Annotated in this window: 17 protein-coding genes; 5 read left to right on the forward strand and 12 right to left on the reverse strand. The window is 34.3% G+C overall.

Annotation, left to right across the window (positions count from 1 at the left end; genetic code table 11):
• Positions 1-3: 3 nt before the first annotated feature.
• Complete coding sequence (locus J7604_RS05295) at positions 4-1131, reverse strand: BT_3928 family protein (protein WP_293892191.1); 1128 nt, start codon at positions 1129-1131, stop codon at positions 4-6.
• Positions 1124-1672, reverse strand: coding sequence for a DUF1599 domain-containing protein (locus J7604_RS05300; protein WP_293892193.1), 549 nt, complete (start codon positions 1670-1672; stop codon positions 1124-1126). Before J7604_RS05300 ends, J7604_RS05295 begins: the two co-directional genes overlap by 8 nt.
• Before the next feature lie 133 nt (positions 1673-1805).
• Here J7604_RS05300 and folP point away from each other — a divergent pair, with 133 nt between their 5' ends.
• Together folP and cdaA are read left to right on the forward strand one after the other, a co-directional pair.
• On the forward strand, positions 1806-2579 hold the full coding sequence (gene folP / locus J7604_RS05305; protein WP_293892195.1) for a dihydropteroate synthase: 774 nt from the start codon (positions 1806-1808) through the stop codon (positions 2577-2579).
• Positions 2576-3418, forward strand: a complete 843-nt coding sequence (gene cdaA / locus J7604_RS05310) for a diadenylate cyclase CdaA (RefSeq protein WP_293892197.1) — start codon at positions 2576-2578, stop codon at positions 3416-3418. Before folP ends, cdaA begins: the two co-directional genes overlap by 4 nt.
• A 3-nt stretch (positions 3419-3421) precedes the next feature.
• Here the strand turns inward: cdaA and J7604_RS05315 are convergent, their stop codons facing one another.
• Complete coding sequence (locus tag J7604_RS05315) at positions 3422-3670, reverse strand: hypothetical protein (RefSeq protein ID WP_293893170.1); 249 nt, start codon at positions 3668-3670, stop codon at positions 3422-3424.
• 425 nt (positions 3671-4095) lie between these two features.
• Here J7604_RS05315 and J7604_RS05320 point away from each other — a divergent pair, with 425 nt between their 5' ends.
• Positions 4096-4644, forward strand: a complete 549-nt coding sequence (locus J7604_RS05320) for a DUF4468 domain-containing protein (RefSeq protein WP_293892200.1) — start codon at positions 4096-4098, stop codon at positions 4642-4644.
• A 39-nt stretch (positions 4645-4683) separates the two neighbouring features.
• Here J7604_RS05320 and J7604_RS05325 read toward each other — a convergent pair whose 3' ends face one another.
• Complete coding sequence (locus J7604_RS05325; RefSeq protein WP_293892203.1) at positions 4684-4929, reverse strand: hypothetical protein; 246 nt, start codon at positions 4927-4929, stop codon at positions 4684-4686.
• 509 nt (positions 4930-5438) lie between these two features.
• Between J7604_RS05325 and J7604_RS05330 the strand changes: the two genes are divergently transcribed.
• A complete protein-coding gene (locus J7604_RS05330) occupies positions 5439-5624 on the forward strand; it encodes a hypothetical protein (protein ID WP_156140367.1) in 186 nt (61 codons plus the stop codon).
• Between the two features lie 56 nt (positions 5625-5680).
• Here the strand turns inward: J7604_RS05330 and J7604_RS05335 are convergent, their stop codons facing one another.
• The 3 genes from J7604_RS05335 to J7604_RS05345 all read right to left on the reverse strand — a co-directional run bounded on the left by J7604_RS05335 (position 5681) and on the right by J7604_RS05345 (position 10843).
• On the reverse strand, positions 5681-8101 hold the full coding sequence (locus tag J7604_RS05335) for an OmpA family protein (protein ID WP_293892211.1): 2421 nt from the start codon (positions 8099-8101) through the stop codon (positions 5681-5683).
• Positions 8102-8275: 174 nt separating this feature from the next.
• Positions 8276-10462: a transglycosylase domain-containing protein gene (locus J7604_RS05340; RefSeq protein ID WP_293892214.1), complete on the reverse strand. Its 2187-nt coding sequence runs from the start codon at positions 10460-10462 to the stop codon at positions 8276-8278.
• A gap of 156 nt (positions 10463-10618) precedes the next feature.
• Positions 10619-10843: a septum formation initiator family protein gene (locus J7604_RS05345; RefSeq protein WP_342665062.1), complete on the reverse strand. Its 225-nt coding sequence runs from the start codon at positions 10841-10843 to the stop codon at positions 10619-10621.
• Between the two features lie 13 nt (positions 10844-10856).
• On the opposite strand from J7604_RS05345, the gene J7604_RS05350 reads away from it, so the two are divergent.
• On the forward strand, positions 10857-10991 hold the full coding sequence (locus tag J7604_RS05350; protein WP_293893173.1) for a hypothetical protein: 135 nt from the start codon (positions 10857-10859) through the stop codon (positions 10989-10991).
• Positions 10992-10993: 2 nt separating this feature from the next.
• Here the strand turns inward: J7604_RS05350 and eno are convergent, their stop codons facing one another.
• The 5 genes from eno to rpsD all read right to left on the reverse strand — a co-directional run bounded on the left by eno (position 10994) and on the right by rpsD (position 15672).
• On the reverse strand, positions 10994-12280 hold the full coding sequence (gene eno, locus J7604_RS05355; RefSeq protein ID WP_293892218.1) for a phosphopyruvate hydratase: 1287 nt from the start codon (positions 12278-12280) through the stop codon (positions 10994-10996).
• Between the two features lie 27 nt (positions 12281-12307).
• Positions 12308-13408 carry a glutamine-hydrolyzing carbamoyl-phosphate synthase small subunit gene (carA, locus tag J7604_RS05360; protein WP_293892221.1) on the reverse strand — a complete coding sequence of 367 codons (1101 nt, stop codon included), beginning with the start codon at positions 13406-13408 and terminating at the stop codon, positions 12308-12310.
• Between the two features lie 85 nt (positions 13409-13493).
• Complete coding sequence (rplQ, locus tag J7604_RS05365; protein ID WP_293892224.1) at positions 13494-14021, reverse strand: 50S ribosomal protein L17; 528 nt, start codon at positions 14019-14021, stop codon at positions 13494-13496.
• A 5-nt stretch (positions 14022-14026) separates the two neighbouring features.
• Complete coding sequence (locus J7604_RS05370) at positions 14027-15016, reverse strand: DNA-directed RNA polymerase subunit alpha (protein ID WP_028981567.1); 990 nt, start codon at positions 15014-15016, stop codon at positions 14027-14029.
• A 50-nt stretch (positions 15017-15066) separates the two neighbouring features.
• A complete protein-coding gene (gene rpsD / locus J7604_RS05375) occupies positions 15067-15672 on the reverse strand; it encodes a 30S ribosomal protein S4 (protein ID WP_293892228.1) in 606 nt (201 codons plus the stop codon).
• Positions 15673-15692 lie beyond the last annotated feature (20 nt).

The raw sequence follows: 15692 nt of genomic DNA on the forward strand, positions 1-15692 counted from the left end.
TATCTACTTCTGCAGCATTTTTAAATTATCACTATCTGGAATGTCATTATAGTGCCACTTCCCTATCACAGTCCCATCTTTTAATACCATTATTCCAGGATTTGACCTAACCATCATTTTCAAAATGACATCATCCATGTAATAATATGGTACCGGAAGCTGTAATTCATGCCTAAATGCTTCCATAACGTCTGAAGAACCAGGTACAGTCAAAATGACTGGTGAAAAACCCATTTTTTCAGATTGGGCTATCAAAGTCTTTAATTTTTCAACACAACTTCCTTCACAATTCTTAAAAGCTTTCTCCACATCAGGTATTGTAATTAGCAATCTTTTTCCTGTCAGAATTTCCTTTGTTTTATCCCCTTCATCACTATCAACATTAAATCCAATAATTTTAGGAACTAGTTTGGTTGTGTCTTTATTTAAAAGCTCATACCTGACAAACTTATACGAGGTATCAGTAGGATAGTTTTCTTGCAAAAACTCGAATTCCTTACCTCCTTTAGACAGAATAAATTTATATCTAGGAGCTTCTTCTGCCTTCATTAGTTGAGGTATATTATTTCCTATCTTAAAATTAAGCAGATCAAAGAATGGCAAATGATTGGCTGCATGATATCCAGTATAAAAAGTCACAAACGAAACTATAAGCATTAATAAATCTCCTTTGAAAGAATTTAAAACTGAAACTTGATTTCTTCCTAAGAAAAATATTATCAGTACAAAAATTAGAAGAATAAGATCTTTTATAAACGACTGTTTAGGAGTTAAAACTATCAAAGTTCCGAAGCAGCCACACTCTTTAACCTTATCAAAATAAAAGGAATAAAATGTTAAAAATGTAAAAAACAGTATTAGAAGCAAAAGGACCCAGGTAGTCTGCTTCATTCTGTAATTCAGTAATACAGCTATGCCCAGAATTACTTCCAACCCTACTATTGCGATAGATAGGAATAGAGAATATGGGATAAAAACTTCAAAAAAAGATCCAAAATCTGCACTAAATACATGAAAGTACTCCTCAAGCTTAAAAGCAGTTCCGTAAGGATCATTCAGTTTTACCAAACCAGAAAAAATAAACAAGCAGCCAACAAGAATTCTGCTTATTGTATTAATGATTTTACCCATCTATAAAGTTGGATTTGATTAAAGAAAACACACTGTAATTTAGCATATCCTGATAATTCGCATTAACCCCTTCAGAAACCAAGGTCTTACCGCTATTATCCTCTATCTGCTTAACCCTCAACAACTTCATAAGAATAATATCTGTTATCGAACTCACTCGCATATCTCTCCAAGCTTCCCCATAATCATGATTTTTATTGGTCAGAAGCTCAAGGGTTTCTTCTGAATATTTATCATATAGTTCAGCTACCTTTTCTGCAGGTAATTCCATAGGATCCGTATCTTTAAGTCCTAGCTGCATCATTGCGATAAGACAATAATTTATGATTCCGATAAATTCCGAATTGATATCTTCAGCAACTTTCTGAGTTCCTTTGTCTTGAATTGATCTGATTCTTTGGGCTTTTATAAATATCTGATCAGTTATTGAAGGCAAACGCAAAATTCTCCATGCTGTTCCATAATCCTGCGTCTTTTTGATAAATAAGTCCTTACACTTCTTTATAACCTGCCTATACTCATTTTCTGTCCTGTTTGCCAATTTTAATTTCTATTTAGTAGTTTTGTTTAGGTCAAATTTACAATACTAGAATTTGAAACATAGAATTTTTGAGACAAAAAAAACACTGCTGGTCCGAGGGAAATTAATTGATTTATCTATCAGTCCACTGGTTATGGGTATCTTAAATGTAACCCCTGATTCATTTTATGATGGAGGAAAATATCTTACTCCTGATGATATTGTCAGAAGAGCTGCATCAATGCTAGAAAATGGAGCTGATATTATAGACATTGGGGGGTACTCATCCAGACCTGGAGCAGAAAATATACCAATCGAAGAAGAAATAGCCCGAGTAGCAAGTGCCTTAAAAATCATAAAAAAAGAGTTTTCTGAATGCATTGTTTCTGTGGATACATTCAGATCCGAAGTTGCCAAGATCGCAGCGGCAGAAGGAGCAGAAATTATTAATGACATTTCTGGAGGCGAATTAGATAAAAAAATGTTTGAAACTGTGGCAGAGTTGAAACTCCCTTATGTATTAATGCACATGAAAGGTTCTCCCGCAACTATGGCAAAACTTAACCAATACGATAACTTGATTGGAGATATGCTTCAATATTTCCAACAGAAAATTCATCGTTTGAATGAACTGGGAGTCTGGGATATAATTATAGATCCAGGGATAGGCTTTTCTAAAAATAGTTTACAAAACTTTCATTTGATTACACAGTTAGATATCTTCAGTGCCTTAAATCTACCTGTCCTTTTAGGAGTTTCCAGGAAATCCTTCATATACAAAACTTTAAATGTTTCTCAGGAAGAAGCTTTAAACGGCACTACTATTGTTAATACTATAAGCCTCTTAAAAAATCTTAGTATTATCAGAGTCCATGATGTCCGAGAGGCTAAGCAAATTATATCTTTATTAGAAAAATTAAAGAATTGACGTTATTATATAAAATAGGATTTTTAGAAATTAGCTGGATTGATATCCTTGATATCCTGCTCGTTAGTTTTTTGCTTTATCAATTATACAAATTATTAAAGGGAAGTATTGCAGTAAAAATCTTTCTTGGTTTTCTCTCTATATATCTTATTTATCTTGTTGTAAAAGCTGCCAAAATGGAATTGCTGACTGCCATATTGGGTCAGTTTATTGGAGTTGGTGTCATTGCAGCATTAATCTTATTTCAGCAGGAAATCCGAAAGTTTTTAATCATTATCGGCAAAACGACAGCATTTAATAAATCCTTTTTGAAAGGACTTCTCTGGAAAAAGAGTTCTCAACCCAATTCTGATGGTCTCAATCTGAATCCAGTAATTGAAAGCGCTAAAATATTAGGAGGAACTAATACAGGAGCTTTGATTGTATTTGCCAAAAGTTCAGAATTGAAATTTTATGCAGAATCTGGAGATATGATGGATGCCCTAATCTCCAAGAGATTACTGATTGCTATATTTCAAAAAAACAGTCCACTTCATGATGGTGCAGTTATTATCGCCAATAATCGAATAAAGGCTGCCAGATGTATTCTTCCTGTGAGCGAAAATACAGATTTACCTGCTCATTTAGGTCTTAGACACAGAGCTGCAATTGGCCTTACGGAAGTTACAGATAGTATTGTTTTAATTGTTTCGGAAGAAACCGGTCAAATATCGTTGGCCATAAATGGTAAAATACATACCAATCTTTCCAAATCTGAATTGAAGCAAAAACTTCACTTTTACCTGTTTGAGGATGAAGAAAAAATAAAGGAGGGAGAAAAAGAGGAAATAGAAAATTAGAGTCTATTCCTTCTTTTTCATAAAAGGTAGTGATACCTTTTTGGCAACGGTTTCTTCAGTTTTCTTTTCCTGTACTTCGTGAAGTAAAAAACGTCTCCGAATATCATTAATTAAAAACTTCTTTTGTTCTGTAAAGCTATTCGGATGAACTTGCTCAAAGATATCTTTCAATTCTTGCCATTTCGAAGGTTCTTTTTCCTTAAATACCTTTGAATCAATCTTTTTACTAATACAGTATTCTTCCCAAGTCATTTGACAAAAATACAAGAAAGAAATGATAGATTTCTGATATAAATTAAAAACCCTCAAACACATTCACGTTTTGCTGGGCTTCGATATATTTCTTCAAATACCTTAAGGGATAACTGAATTTATACCTTCCAAAAGAAAGTACTCGAAGCAAAATCGAAAGGCCCACAATAAATACAAAAAGAGCAACGAACGAAATTAGCGAGAAAAAAAATGAGGAGGTAATTTTAGTTTCTTTCATTTTTATCCTTGGTTAGTTTACAAGTATTTACAAGTTTAATTCGTTTTTGTTTAAAATATATAACTATTTCAATAAAAAACAAAACAAAAGCAATAAGAATTAAATTATTAACCTAACCAAACCAGCTCTTTCTTTTTATTTAAATTATTAAAATTTATCTTTGTTAAATCCACAAACAGGTATTAAAATGAAAAAAGTCGTATTCTCATTTGTTATTTTATTGCTGATGACCAGCAATTTGATAGCTCAGAATCAGCTTCCTATAGATGCTGAAACTAAAAAAATAACTTATACAGAGGTAGTCCAGGTAGATGGCGCCAAAAAAGATGATCTATATCTTAAAGCTAAAAATTGGGCACTTGCAAACGGCTTCAAACAAGTAACAGACTCTAAGGCAGAAGGCAAATTTGTCGCAAAAGGACATTTTGGAGTTCAATATCCTAGTCCAATGAGAGGTATGAATCATTCAGGGACCGTCAACTATTTATTTTCTATCTCAGTGAAAGACGGGAAATATAAATATGAGCTGGTAGACTTTGTACACGAATCTCCGAAAGGGAATGGTGGTAAACTTGAAAATGAGACTCCACAATGTGGAAAATACACTTTAGTTCCTGCTGGCTGGAGTACAATAAAAACTAAATCGGCAGAATCCGCTCAGGCTACAGTCAATAGCCTTAAACAAGAACTTGCTGGAGCTCCTGCTGCGGTAGAAAAGAAATCAGAAGATTGGTAATAAGCTCTCAAGAGCAAATGGGAATTACCCCATTTGCTCCTATCTAAAATTATTTGAGTAGTTTCTTCTGCCTTTATTAGGACCTTTTCCACTCCTTTTAATTTTTACAACTGTGTTATTTTTATATCTTTTCTTTCTTTTAAAAAGATTCTTTTTCATTTTTTTGGGACCTTTTAATGGGTAAACTTCACTCGCTTTTTCTTTTGAAAATGCAAACGATTGAGTTGCTCCCGCCAAGCCTAATGAAAGAGCAATCAGTAATCCAATAACTATATTATTTTTCATAATTCTCATCCCTTCATTTCTCCTTCCAAAAAGAACTTTAGAAAATCACGAATGTTTTTTTATAACAATTTGCCATCAATAATTATTTCCCCCAATTCTCCCTTTAATAGAAATCAATCTGGCTTATAATAAAATAATTCGGGATAAAAATAAAAAGGAAACAATTCTCTCAAACGCCATCAGCTAAAGAACAACTATACAGGCCTTTATAACTTTCTTACAGAATATTGAGTTATTTTTTTAAAAGGAAACGGAGGAGGGCATTATGCACCACTATTATGATAGAGATTATTTGTCTGAAAGATTGTTCTCAAAACTATGCATAAATAATAAAGGAGAATTATGTGAAATGATCGCCTTTGAAGGGGAAACAGTAGAAATAAAATTTAATTGTCTTCGTGAACATCTGATTTACGGGATTTGCTTTGCCTTTAATCCTAAGTTTGAGACAAAACGGAAAAAATGACACCTTCTTTTCTATGACAATGTTTATAGAGAAAAGGGTGACTATGGAGAAAGATAAGAAGAGAGAATTGTCTGATATCGTTGTTAATTATAAAGGACAATTGTGCGAAATCCTTGAATTAGGAGAAACAATCTTCGTACATCTGTTTAATTCTCTGAGGGAAGATTATTATGCAGGTGTTTGCTTTAGCTTTAATCCTTCGTACGTTACGAAAGATAAAAATTGGTAAAAAAAAGAGGCTGATGAAATTTCAAATCAGCCTCTTTCTTTTTAGAAAATCAAAATCTATTCGCCTATTACAATAAACTCAACCCTTCTGTTTACTAGGTTCTCTTTTTTATCATTACTTTGAACAACACCCTTTTTCTCTCCAAGACTTTCAATTGTAAGTCTATCCTTTTCAATACCCTCTTTAACCATAAAATTCATGATCGTTTGGGCCCTTTTTTCAGATAGTTGCTGATTGTAGGTAGCACTTCCAATAGGATCAGCATAAGCACGAATCTTAATCTTCATTTTAGGATATTCCTTCATCAACTTCACTACTTCCATTACTTTTTGGGTAGAATATTCAGTAAGTGCCTGATAGGAGTTGTATGTAAAATGAACTTTAGGCTTCAAAACACTACCTACTGCTGGAGAATTTTTAGCTTGAACTTCAGCAGGCTTCACTTCTGTTGCAGATGGATTATTTTCTGGTGCCTGGTTCTGAACAGCATAACTTATTTGGATATCTTGATATCTATTTAAAACCACCATATTATTATCAAGAATCTTCATTTCAGTTCTTCTGTTCAACTGACGTCCCCTTTCATTTTCATTGGTGCTTACAGGCATATTAGAACCATAACCTTTGGCAACCATTCTTTTTTTACCGATTCCTTTTGCAGCAAGATACTTTAACACTGCAGTAGCTCTTTTGTCAGACAGCTTTTTATTATACTTCGCTTTACCAACATTATCGGTATGTCCTGATAATTCAATTTTCAATTCAGGATGTTCTTTTAAAAAAGTGACTAATCTTTCCAATTCTGACTTAGACTCCTTTTTCAGATCTGATTTATTAAAGTCAAAGAACATGTTGTTCAGCACTATAGAATTTCCAGCTTTGAGTGATTCCAATCTTACATTTTTGGTAGCCTCAAAAAATGGGTTTTTAGTATCTATATTGATATTTTCAGAATGGAACATATATCCATTTGCTTCTACTGCAATGCCATAATTTGTCCCGTGCGGCAATGCTAGAGTATATTGTCCAGTAAGTGAGTTAGAATTATAAAAACCTATTTTTTCCTGAGTTATGTTATTAACAACAGATATTGTTGCTGAAACTGGCTTTCCTGTTTCATTATCTAAAACAGTTCCTTTTACCAAAGCAAGGTTAGAGGTTGGATGAGGTCTATTGATAACATAAATATCAGATTCGCCATAACTATCAGGTCTTGATGAAGAAAAATAACCTTTGGTTCCATCTGCAGACCAGATAAAATTTTCTTCATCGTCTGCGGTATTAATAGGGTATCCTGCATTTTCAGGAGTTGACCACTCTTTATTTACATCATCATAAACAGATGTGAGTATGTCAAACCCACCCATTGATTTATGCCCATTTGAGGAGAAAAAAAGTGTTTTATTATCTATGCTTAAGTAAGTAGGTTTTTCGTCGTATTCGGAATTAATCTTTCTTCCAAGGTTATACGGTTGTCCCCATTTACCTGTAGGATCCACTCTTACACCATAAATGTCACTACCTCCAAATCCTCCAAGTTGGTTACTGCTGAAGAAAATTGTTTTTTCATCTGCAGCAATTGCAATAGTTGCACCCGGTTCCCATGTAATATTGTTAAAACTCTCATCTAGAAGTATGGGCTCAGACCAATGATTCCCCTCAAGAATGCTCACCATTATACTGCCACTTCTCACCTTACCTATATGAGATCTGTAAAGAAATAGTTTATGTCCATCTGGAGATATTCCAATACAGGCATCATGCAACTCTGTATTCAGTGATACAAGATCTTTTGGAGTCTTCCATCTTCCTAACGAATCTTTGTTACTTATATAAATATCTTCATAATAATGATTATCCTGAAGATCAATTTTCCCACCTGTAGTGCTAGCTCTTCTAGAAGTAAACACAAGAGTAGAACCATCAGCTGATGTCAATGGTACAATATCCGGATAAGAACTATTAATTCCTGGTCCCATATTTTTAACCACCAGAGATAATGTATCTTTTACAAGCTCCTTACCGATTTGACACATTTCAATGTATTCTTCTACCGGAAGCCTATCTTTAACTTTAGTTTTTGCAGTAAGCGTGTCGCCCAAGGCTGTCTGATAAGTTTTGTAAAAATTTATAGCTTCGTCAAACTGATGATTTAAATGAGAAATTCTTCCCAAATAATAATTTAAATCTAAAAATGAAAAACCTTGGCTTTGAGCTTTCTTGAAATAAGGCAATGACTCCCTTCGATGCTGAAGATTAAACATACAGACACCTATACGGAATGGTATTTCGGCATCTCCGGGTTTTAAACTGTCCAATCTTTCATACAATACCAAAGCTTTCTGGAATTGCTCCGTTTGGTAGTAACTAATTGCCTCTTGCTCTAGTTTTTTCACTGCACGACTTTGAGCATTCGCTTTTGTAAAAGATGCGAAAAACACAATAATACAGATCAGACTGTAAAAGTTCCTTTTCATAGTAAGATTAATCGTTAAAAATTTTTAATTGGTAGATACAAACTTACAAACCATCAAAAATGGACAAAATCTACCAATCAATAGCGAAATTAACTCACTTTGAACAATTAAAAAAGGAAATTCAACTCAAAGAATTGTACTATTAAATTAAAAATTTAAACATTATTACAAAATTCAATAAAAATCTTCTGGGTCTTCTACTTCCATTAAAGAATCAGATACAATACTATCTGCTAATATTGGCTCTGGTCTGGGTGGACAATTTATGTTTATAGACAGCTTTTTAGGTCTCTTGAAATAGCCTTTAGGGATGTTCAAACTATCATCTGAATAAACTTTTTCCATGTATAGGCCAAAAATTGGCAAGGCAATTTTTGATCCTTCGCCCAATTGAGAAGTTCTAAAGTGAATACTTCTATCTTCTCCTCCAACCCATACACCCGAAACTAGATTTTTAGTAATCCCCATATACCATCCATCAGAGTGATTGGAAGTTGTTCCTGTTTTTCCCCCAACCTCATTTCCTCTGAAAATATTGTATTTAAATAAAGCCTGAGAGGTTCCTCCCCTTTCTTCAACTCCACCTTTCAGCATGTGTACCATAACATAAGCAACATCTTCAGACAGTGCGTCACGGGTTTTTGGAATTACCTCATGAAGAATATTTCCATTGCGATCTTCTATTCTTGAAATAAAATACGGCTCTACCCAGACTCCGCTATTTACAAAGGCACTGTATGCACCCACCATTTCATAAACACTAACATCACTAGATCCAAGACATATAGATGGCACTGGTTCAAGCTTGCTTGTTATTCCCAGTTTTTTCGCTTCATTAATAACGGCATCAATACCGATCAATTTAAGTACTTGTGCTGCTATAGAATTAATAGACCGGCCTATAGCCTGCCTCAAAGTCATGCTGTCACCAGTAAATACCCAATCTGCATTTTTCGGTGACCAGGTTTTCATTTCGCCATTTTCTTCGTATCTAAAGGTAATTGGAGCATCAGGTAAGAGATAACAAGGTGTGTATCCCTTCTCAATAGCAGCGGCATATACAAAAGGTTTAAATGAACTCCCTGGTTGCCTTTTTCCCTGTTTTACATGATCATATTTAAAGTACTTATAATTGATTCCTCCAACCCATGCTTTAATTTCTCCACTTGATGGATCCATTGACATGAAGCCAGAATGAAGAAAATGCTTATAGTACTTTAAAGAATCTAAAGGGCTCATTATTGTATCTTTCTCCCCTTCCCAGCTGAATACGGTCATTTGTACAGGTGTATTCATCACAATATTTATTGAATCATGACCTTCTCCAAATTTCTTTACAAGCATTTTATAAGTCAATGTTTTTTTGGATGCATCCTCAATAAAATTGGTTATTTCTTTCTTATTTTCATACCTCCATGGATTTTGCCCTTTCCAATGTTCAAAAAACTTCTTTTGAACAACTTTCATGTGCTCAGCTACTGCATCTTCTGCATGTTTCTGCATTCTTGAATCAATAGTAGTGTATATTTTTAATCCATCTCCATACAAATCTTTCCCATTCTCTTTACACCATTTCAATAAGTATTTATTTAAAACTCCTCTGAAATAGGTAGCAATACCGTCTGTTGAATTTTCTACTTTGAAATCTACTTTAAGTGGAATTTTCCTAATAGAATCATAGTCTTTTGCATCCAGAATATTATTCTGAACCATTAAATCAAGCACAACATTTCTTCTCTCCAAAGAATTTTCAGGTCTGTACACCGGATTATAGAGAGTGGTTGCTTTTAATGCTCCTACCAAAGTGGCAGATTGTTCTATTGTGAGGCTATCTGGTGAGGTATTGAAAAATGTTCTTGCAGCTACTTTAATTCCAAAAGCATTACTTCCGAAATCAACAGTATTCAGATACATATTAATAATTTCTTCCTTCGTATAATTTCGTTCTAATTTTATTGCCAACATCCACTCTTTAGCTTTATATAAAAGGACATTAACTACAGGTACATAGCCCAGTATACCTTGAAATTCATCATTTCTTGTTTTAAAAAGATTTTTGGCCAACTGTTGACTCAATGTACTTGACCCTCGCTGATCCCCCTTAACCATATACCAGAATATTGCAAAAAATCCCTTCGCATCTATTCCAGAATGTTCATAGAATCGGACATCTTCCGTTGATACCAGCGCATTGACAACATTAGGCGAAATTTGAGTTAAATCAACCGGACTCCTGTTCTCTCTGAAGTATTTTCCAAGTAAAATATTATCTGCTGAATAAATTTCAGAAGCTTGATCTGAAGACGGATTTTCAAGATCTTCAACACCAGGCATTTGCCCAAATAACCACAAAAAATTCATTTGTAACAGTATTACAAATCCAATAATATAATAAAGAATTCCACCAGCTATAATCCAAACGTATTTGGCTATTTGTTGAAAATCGAACTTCCTGTTATTCTCCATGACCCCGCAGCTAACTTCTAATCTTAATGACTGACTGTTATTGGTTGAAATTTACTCTTCATCTACGATGATAAAAACGTCCTCGTTCTTCTTTTTCATTAAATAATTTTCACGAGCAAATCTTTCCAATTCTTTAGGATTATTTAAAAATGCTTCCCGTTCTTTCTTCACTTCCTCTATCTTCTCTTCATAAAAGGTTTTCTGACTTTCCAAATCTTTAATCTTTCTACTAGCTCTGAATTGATTAATAAAATCATTTGAATCGAAAAATATCATCCATATTAAAAAAATGATACTTGAAATAAAAAAGAAGTTTTTTGTAAATGGCGGAAGTTTTGATAACATGTTCTTTGCAGGAGATATTTTGCTAAAAATAGAAAATGAGAGGGTAAAAAAAAAGTCCCTGTTAAAAGGGACTTTCTAATATTAGATTTTTCTGAAGTTTTTACCTGGGTAATAGGCAATCTCTCCAAGTTCTTCTTCAATTCTAAGAAGTTGATTGTATTTAGCCATACGATCAGAACGTGAAGATGAGCCGGTTTTAATTTGACCAGTATTCAATGCTACTGCTAAATCTGCAATAGTATTATCTTCAGTTTCACCAGATCTGTGTGACATAATGCTTGAATAAGCATTTCTCTTAGCTAAAGTTACAGCATCAATAGTTTCTGAAAGTGAACCAATTTGATTAACTTTAATAAGAATTGAATTAGCAACACCTTTATCAATACCTTCTTGTAAACGTTTAACATTTGTTACAAAAAGGTCATCACCTACTAGTTGAGTTTTCTTACCTGCAAGATCAGTTAATTGCTTCCATCCAGTCCAGTCATCCTCAGCCATACCATCTTCAATAGAAACGATTGGATATTTATTAACCCAGTCATTCCAGAAATTGGCCATGTCTGAAGATGATAATTTATCTCCTGTAGACTTTTTGAAATGATACATTTTAGTTTCAGCATCATAAAATTCAGAAGCTGCAGCATCTAAGGCAATAAACACATCTTCTCCTGGTCTGTAACCAGCAGTTTCAATAGCCTGAAGAATGATTTTTAAAGCCTCTTCATTTGATGGGATATTTGGAGCAAAACCACCTTCATCTCCAACATTTGTAGACATCTTCTTAGATTTCAACACCTTTGCAAGGTTGTGGAAAATTTCAGATCCCATTCTCATTGCCTCAGAGAATGACGCTGCGCCCGAAGGAACGATCATGAACTCTTGAAAATCTATCGAATTATCAGCATGACTACCACCATTCAAGATATTCATCATTGGAACTGGCAAAGTTACTGCATTTACGCCACCTACATATCTGTAAAGGGGCATACTAGCTTCCTGAGCGGCAGCTTTCGCAACAGCAAGAGAAACTCCTAGTATTGCATTAGCACCTAACTTTCCTTTGTTGTGTGTTCCATCCATTTCGATCATTATCTGATCAATTAGCTTTTGCTCAAAAACTGATGCACCAACTAATTCTGCAGCAATCTTATCATTTACATTTGCAACAGCCTTCAAGACTCCTTTGCCCATGTATTTTGATTTATCACCATCTCTCAATTCTACAGCTTCGTGGCTTCCTGTTGAAGCTCCTGAAGGAACGGCAGCACGCCCAAGGAACCCATTTTCTGTAATTACATCTACTTCTACAGTAGGGTTACCTCTTGAGTCAAATATTTGACGGGCAACGATTTGTTCTATTAAGCTCATTTTTTTGTTAAAAATTTAATTAAAAATTTATTTTCTAAGTAATGAAATAAATTCCTCAAATAAGTAATGGGAATCATGCGGTCCCGGAGATGACTCAGGATGATACTGAACTGAAAACGCTTTCTTATCTTTAATCCTAATCCCTTCTACCGTGTTATCATTAAGGTTAATATGAGTAACCTCAACTGATGCGCTATTCTTAACTGCGTCAGCATCAACGCTAAATCCGTGATTTTGTGAAGTAATTTCACTTTTACCTGTCAATAGATTCTTAACCGGATGGTTTAACCCTCTGTGCCCATGGTGCATTTTATAGGTTGGAATTCCGTTGGCTTCCGCCAAAATCTGATGCCCTAGACAAATACCAAACAAAGGTAAATCTAAATTCAAGATCTTCTTAACAGTATCAATTGCATATTTAGTAGCAGCAGGATCTCCAGGGCCATTAGAAATAAAATAACCATCAGGCCCCCATTCCTGCATTTCTTCAAAAGAAGTAGTTGCAGGGAATACTTTACAAAATACATCTCTACTGGTAAAATTATTCAAAATACTTCTCTTAATACCTAAGTCGAGCACTGCAACTTTTAAAGTAGCATTTTCATTACCTGCAAAATATGCATTTTGTGTACTAACAATACTGGATAACTCTAAGCCATTCATAGAAGGAATATTTTTTACCTCTTCCAGTAATCTATCTGCATCAAGTATTTCGGAAGAAATAATGGCATTCATTCCACCTTTACTTCTAATGTGTCTTACCAGTTCTCTTGTATCAATCTCACTGATACCTACAATATTTTGCTTTTCAAAATACTCCTGAAGCGTGCCCTCTCCATTTTTTCGAGAATAAATATCTGAAAAAGTTTTGCAAACGAGGCCACTAAATTTAACAGAATCCGACTCCTGCTCATCATCAACAACACCATAATTTCCTATGTGAGCAGTAGTATTAACTATAATCTGACCATAATAAGACGGGTCAGTATAAATCTCCTGGTACCCAGTCATTCCTGTGTTAAAACAGATTTCGCCACGGGTTGTACCAATTTTACCCACGGCCAGGCCTTTATAGAGAGTGCCATCTTCAAGAACAAGGAGAGCCTCCTTGCGAGTGTTGTATTTCATTGAGGAATATATTTGCGCAAAATAAAAAAAGGATTTGACAAAAGTCAAATCCTTTTTTTATTTATACTATTTTAAAATAGCTATATTATTCGCTGTCTTTAGATTCTGAATTTTCACTTGACTTAGTTTCTGAAGACTTTTCAGCTTTACCTTTAGATTTAGCTTCAACAGCTGTTTCATCAGGTTTAGAAGTTTTTCTACTTCTTCTAGTTTTAGTTTTACCAGCCTCTTTTGCAGAAGATTTAGTATAAAGTTCGTTGAAATCAACTAACTCAATAATACACATTTCTGCATTATCGCCTAATCTATTTCCAGTACGAAGAATTCTTGTATATCCACCTGGACGATTAGAAATTTTTTCTATTACATCAGAGAATAACGCGCTAACAGAATCTTTATTCTGAAGGTAGGAAAATACAACCCTTCTTGAATGAGTAGTATCATCTTTAGCCTTTGTAATCAGTGGCTCAACATACTTTCTTAAAGCCTTAGCTTTTGCAACAGTAGTTGAAATTCTTTTATTAATGATTAGAGAAGAGGCCATATTTGAAAGTAAAGCCTTTCTATGACTATGGGTTCTCCCCAAATGGTTATCTTTTTTACCGTGTCGCATTGTAATTAATCTTCATCAAGTTTATACTTAGCCAAATCCATCCCAAATGTTAGGTTTTTATCGGCAATTAAAGCTTCTAATTCAGCTAATGATTTTTTTCCGAAATTTCTAAATTTCATCATGTCTGAAATATCCAAAGCGGCTAAATCACCAAGAGATTTAATATCCGCGGCTTTAAGACAATTATAAGCCCTTACTGACAGATCTAACTCAGAAATTGGAGTTTTTAACAATTTCCTCATGTGTAATAATTCCTCATCAACTGTTTCTTCTTCGTCCGGTTTCGCGGTCTCAAAAGTCATAGTTTGATCAGAGAACAACATGAAGTGCTTAATAAGAATATTGGCAGCCCCTTTTAATGCGTCTTCTGGGTGAATTGAACCATCTGTCTCGATATCAAGAATCAGTTTCTCATAGTCCGTCTTTTGCTCAACCCTAGTATTTTCTACGCTATACTTAACATTCTTTATAGGCGTGAAAATTGCATCAATTGGAATAAAACCAAATACTTGTTCAGCTGGCTTATTTTCTTCTGCCGGAACATATCCTCTACCCTTCTCAAGAGTAAGTTCAACATCCATACTAACAGAATTATCAAGATGGCATATTACATGCTCAGGATTTAAAATCTGAAAAGAAGAAGTAAATTTACCTATATCTCCAGCTTTAAAAACTTCTTGCTTTTTTAGGGATACTACAATTTTACTTTCATTTGTATCAGCAACCTTTTTAAACCTTACCATTTTAAGATTTAATATAATTTCTGATACATCTTCCATTACACCTTCTATTGTAGAAAACTCATGAAGAACTCCTGGAATTTTGATTCCAGTTACAGCGTAACCTTCCAAAGAAGAAAGCAAGATTCTTCTGAGTGCGTTACCTATCGTTACTCCATAGCCCTTTTCGAGAGGTTTAAATTCAAACAGACCATGAAAATCGTCTGCTTTTTCCATTACAACCTTCTCAGGCATTTGAAATGCTAATATTGACATATTCCGTTATTTCTTTTGGATCCGATAAAAAGAAAATATAAAACAATATATTATTTGGAATAAAGCTCGACGATAAGCTGCTCCTGAATATTTTCAGGTATTTCCTCTCTCTGAGGATAGTTAATATACTTACCTGTCATTGAATTGCTATCCCACTCAAACCACGCAAACTTCTTTCCACCTTTTGCAGATAAACTTGCAGTTATTACTTCCAAAGATTTTGATTTTTCTCTAACAGCAACTATATCACCAGGTTTCATAGAATAACTAGGAATATTAACAACCTCCCCGTTTACAACTATGTGATGATGTAACACAAGCTGTCTAGCCGCCCTTCTTGATGGTGCTATCCCTAATCTATAGATAACATTATCAAGTCTTGATTCAAGAAGTTTAAGTAAGTTTTCACCAGTAACACCACCCATCCTGGCAGCTTTATCGAATGTATTAGAGAATTGTCTCTCTAAAACACCATAAGTATACTTTGCTTTTTGTTTTGCTGATAGCTGAACCGCATACTCAGACTGCTTCTTTCTTCTTCCTCTACCGTGCATTCCAGGAGGATAGCTCTTCTTTTGTAGAGCCTTACTCGCTCCTAAGATTGGTTCACCGAACTTTCTTGAAATTTTTGTTTTCGGGCCTGTATATCTTGCCATTTCTGAACAATTATTTATTA

It is taken from the genome of Sporocytophaga sp., from assembly GCF_017745095.1.
In the GTDB taxonomy this organism is placed as follows: Bacteria; Bacteroidota; Bacteroidia; order Cytophagales; family Cytophagaceae; genus Sporocytophaga.

Bases quoted from the DNA above. Each gene is read 5' to 3' on its own strand.
- J7604_RS05295 (WP_293892191.1), bottom strand. From the start codon at position 1,131: ATGGGTAAAATCATTAATACAATAAGCAGAATTCTTGTTGGCTGCTTG.
- folP (WP_293892195.1), top strand. From the start codon at position 1,806: ATGGGTATCTTAAATGTAACCCCTGATTCATTTTATGATGGAGGAAAA.
- J7604_RS05315 (WP_293893170.1), bottom strand. From the start codon at position 3,670: ATGACTTGGGAAGAATACTGTATTAGTAAAAAGATTGATTCAAAGGTA.
- J7604_RS05320 (WP_293892200.1), top strand. From the start codon at position 4,096: ATGAAAAAAGTCGTATTCTCATTTGTTATTTTATTGCTGATGACCAGC.
- J7604_RS05325 (WP_293892203.1), bottom strand. From the start codon at position 4,929: ATGAAAAATAATATAGTTATTGGATTACTGATTGCTCTTTCATTAGGC.
- J7604_RS05330 (WP_156140367.1), top strand. From the start codon at position 5,439: ATGGAGAAAGATAAGAAGAGAGAATTGTCTGATATCGTTGTTAATTAT.
- J7604_RS05335 (WP_293892211.1), bottom strand. From the start codon at position 8,101: ATGAAAAGGAACTTTTACAGTCTGATCTGTATTATTGTGTTTTTCGCA.
- J7604_RS05340 (WP_293892214.1), bottom strand. From the start codon at position 10,462: ATGAATTTTTTGTGGTTATTTGGGCAAATGCCTGGTGTTGAAGATCTT.
- J7604_RS05345 (WP_342665062.1), bottom strand. From the start codon at position 10,843: ATGATATTTTTCGATTCAAATGATTTTATTAATCAATTCAGAGCTAGT.
- J7604_RS05350 (WP_293893173.1), top strand. From the start codon at position 10,857: ATGATACTTGAAATAAAAAAGAAGTTTTTTGTAAATGGCGGAAGTTTT.
- eno (WP_293892218.1), bottom strand. From the start codon at position 12,280: ATGAGCTTAATAGAACAAATCGTTGCCCGTCAAATATTTGACTCAAGA.
- carA (WP_293892221.1), bottom strand. From the start codon at position 13,408: ATGAAATACAACACTCGCAAGGAGGCTCTCCTTGTTCTTGAAGATGGC.
- rplQ (WP_293892224.1), bottom strand. From the start codon at position 14,021: ATGCGACACGGTAAAAAAGATAACCATTTGGGGAGAACCCATAGTCAT.
- J7604_RS05370 (WP_028981567.1), bottom strand. From the start codon at position 15,016: ATGTCAATATTAGCATTTCAAATGCCTGAGAAGGTTGTAATGGAAAAA.
- rpsD (WP_293892228.1), bottom strand. From the start codon at position 15,672: ATGGCAAGATATACAGGCCCGAAAACAAAAATTTCAAGAAAGTTCGGT.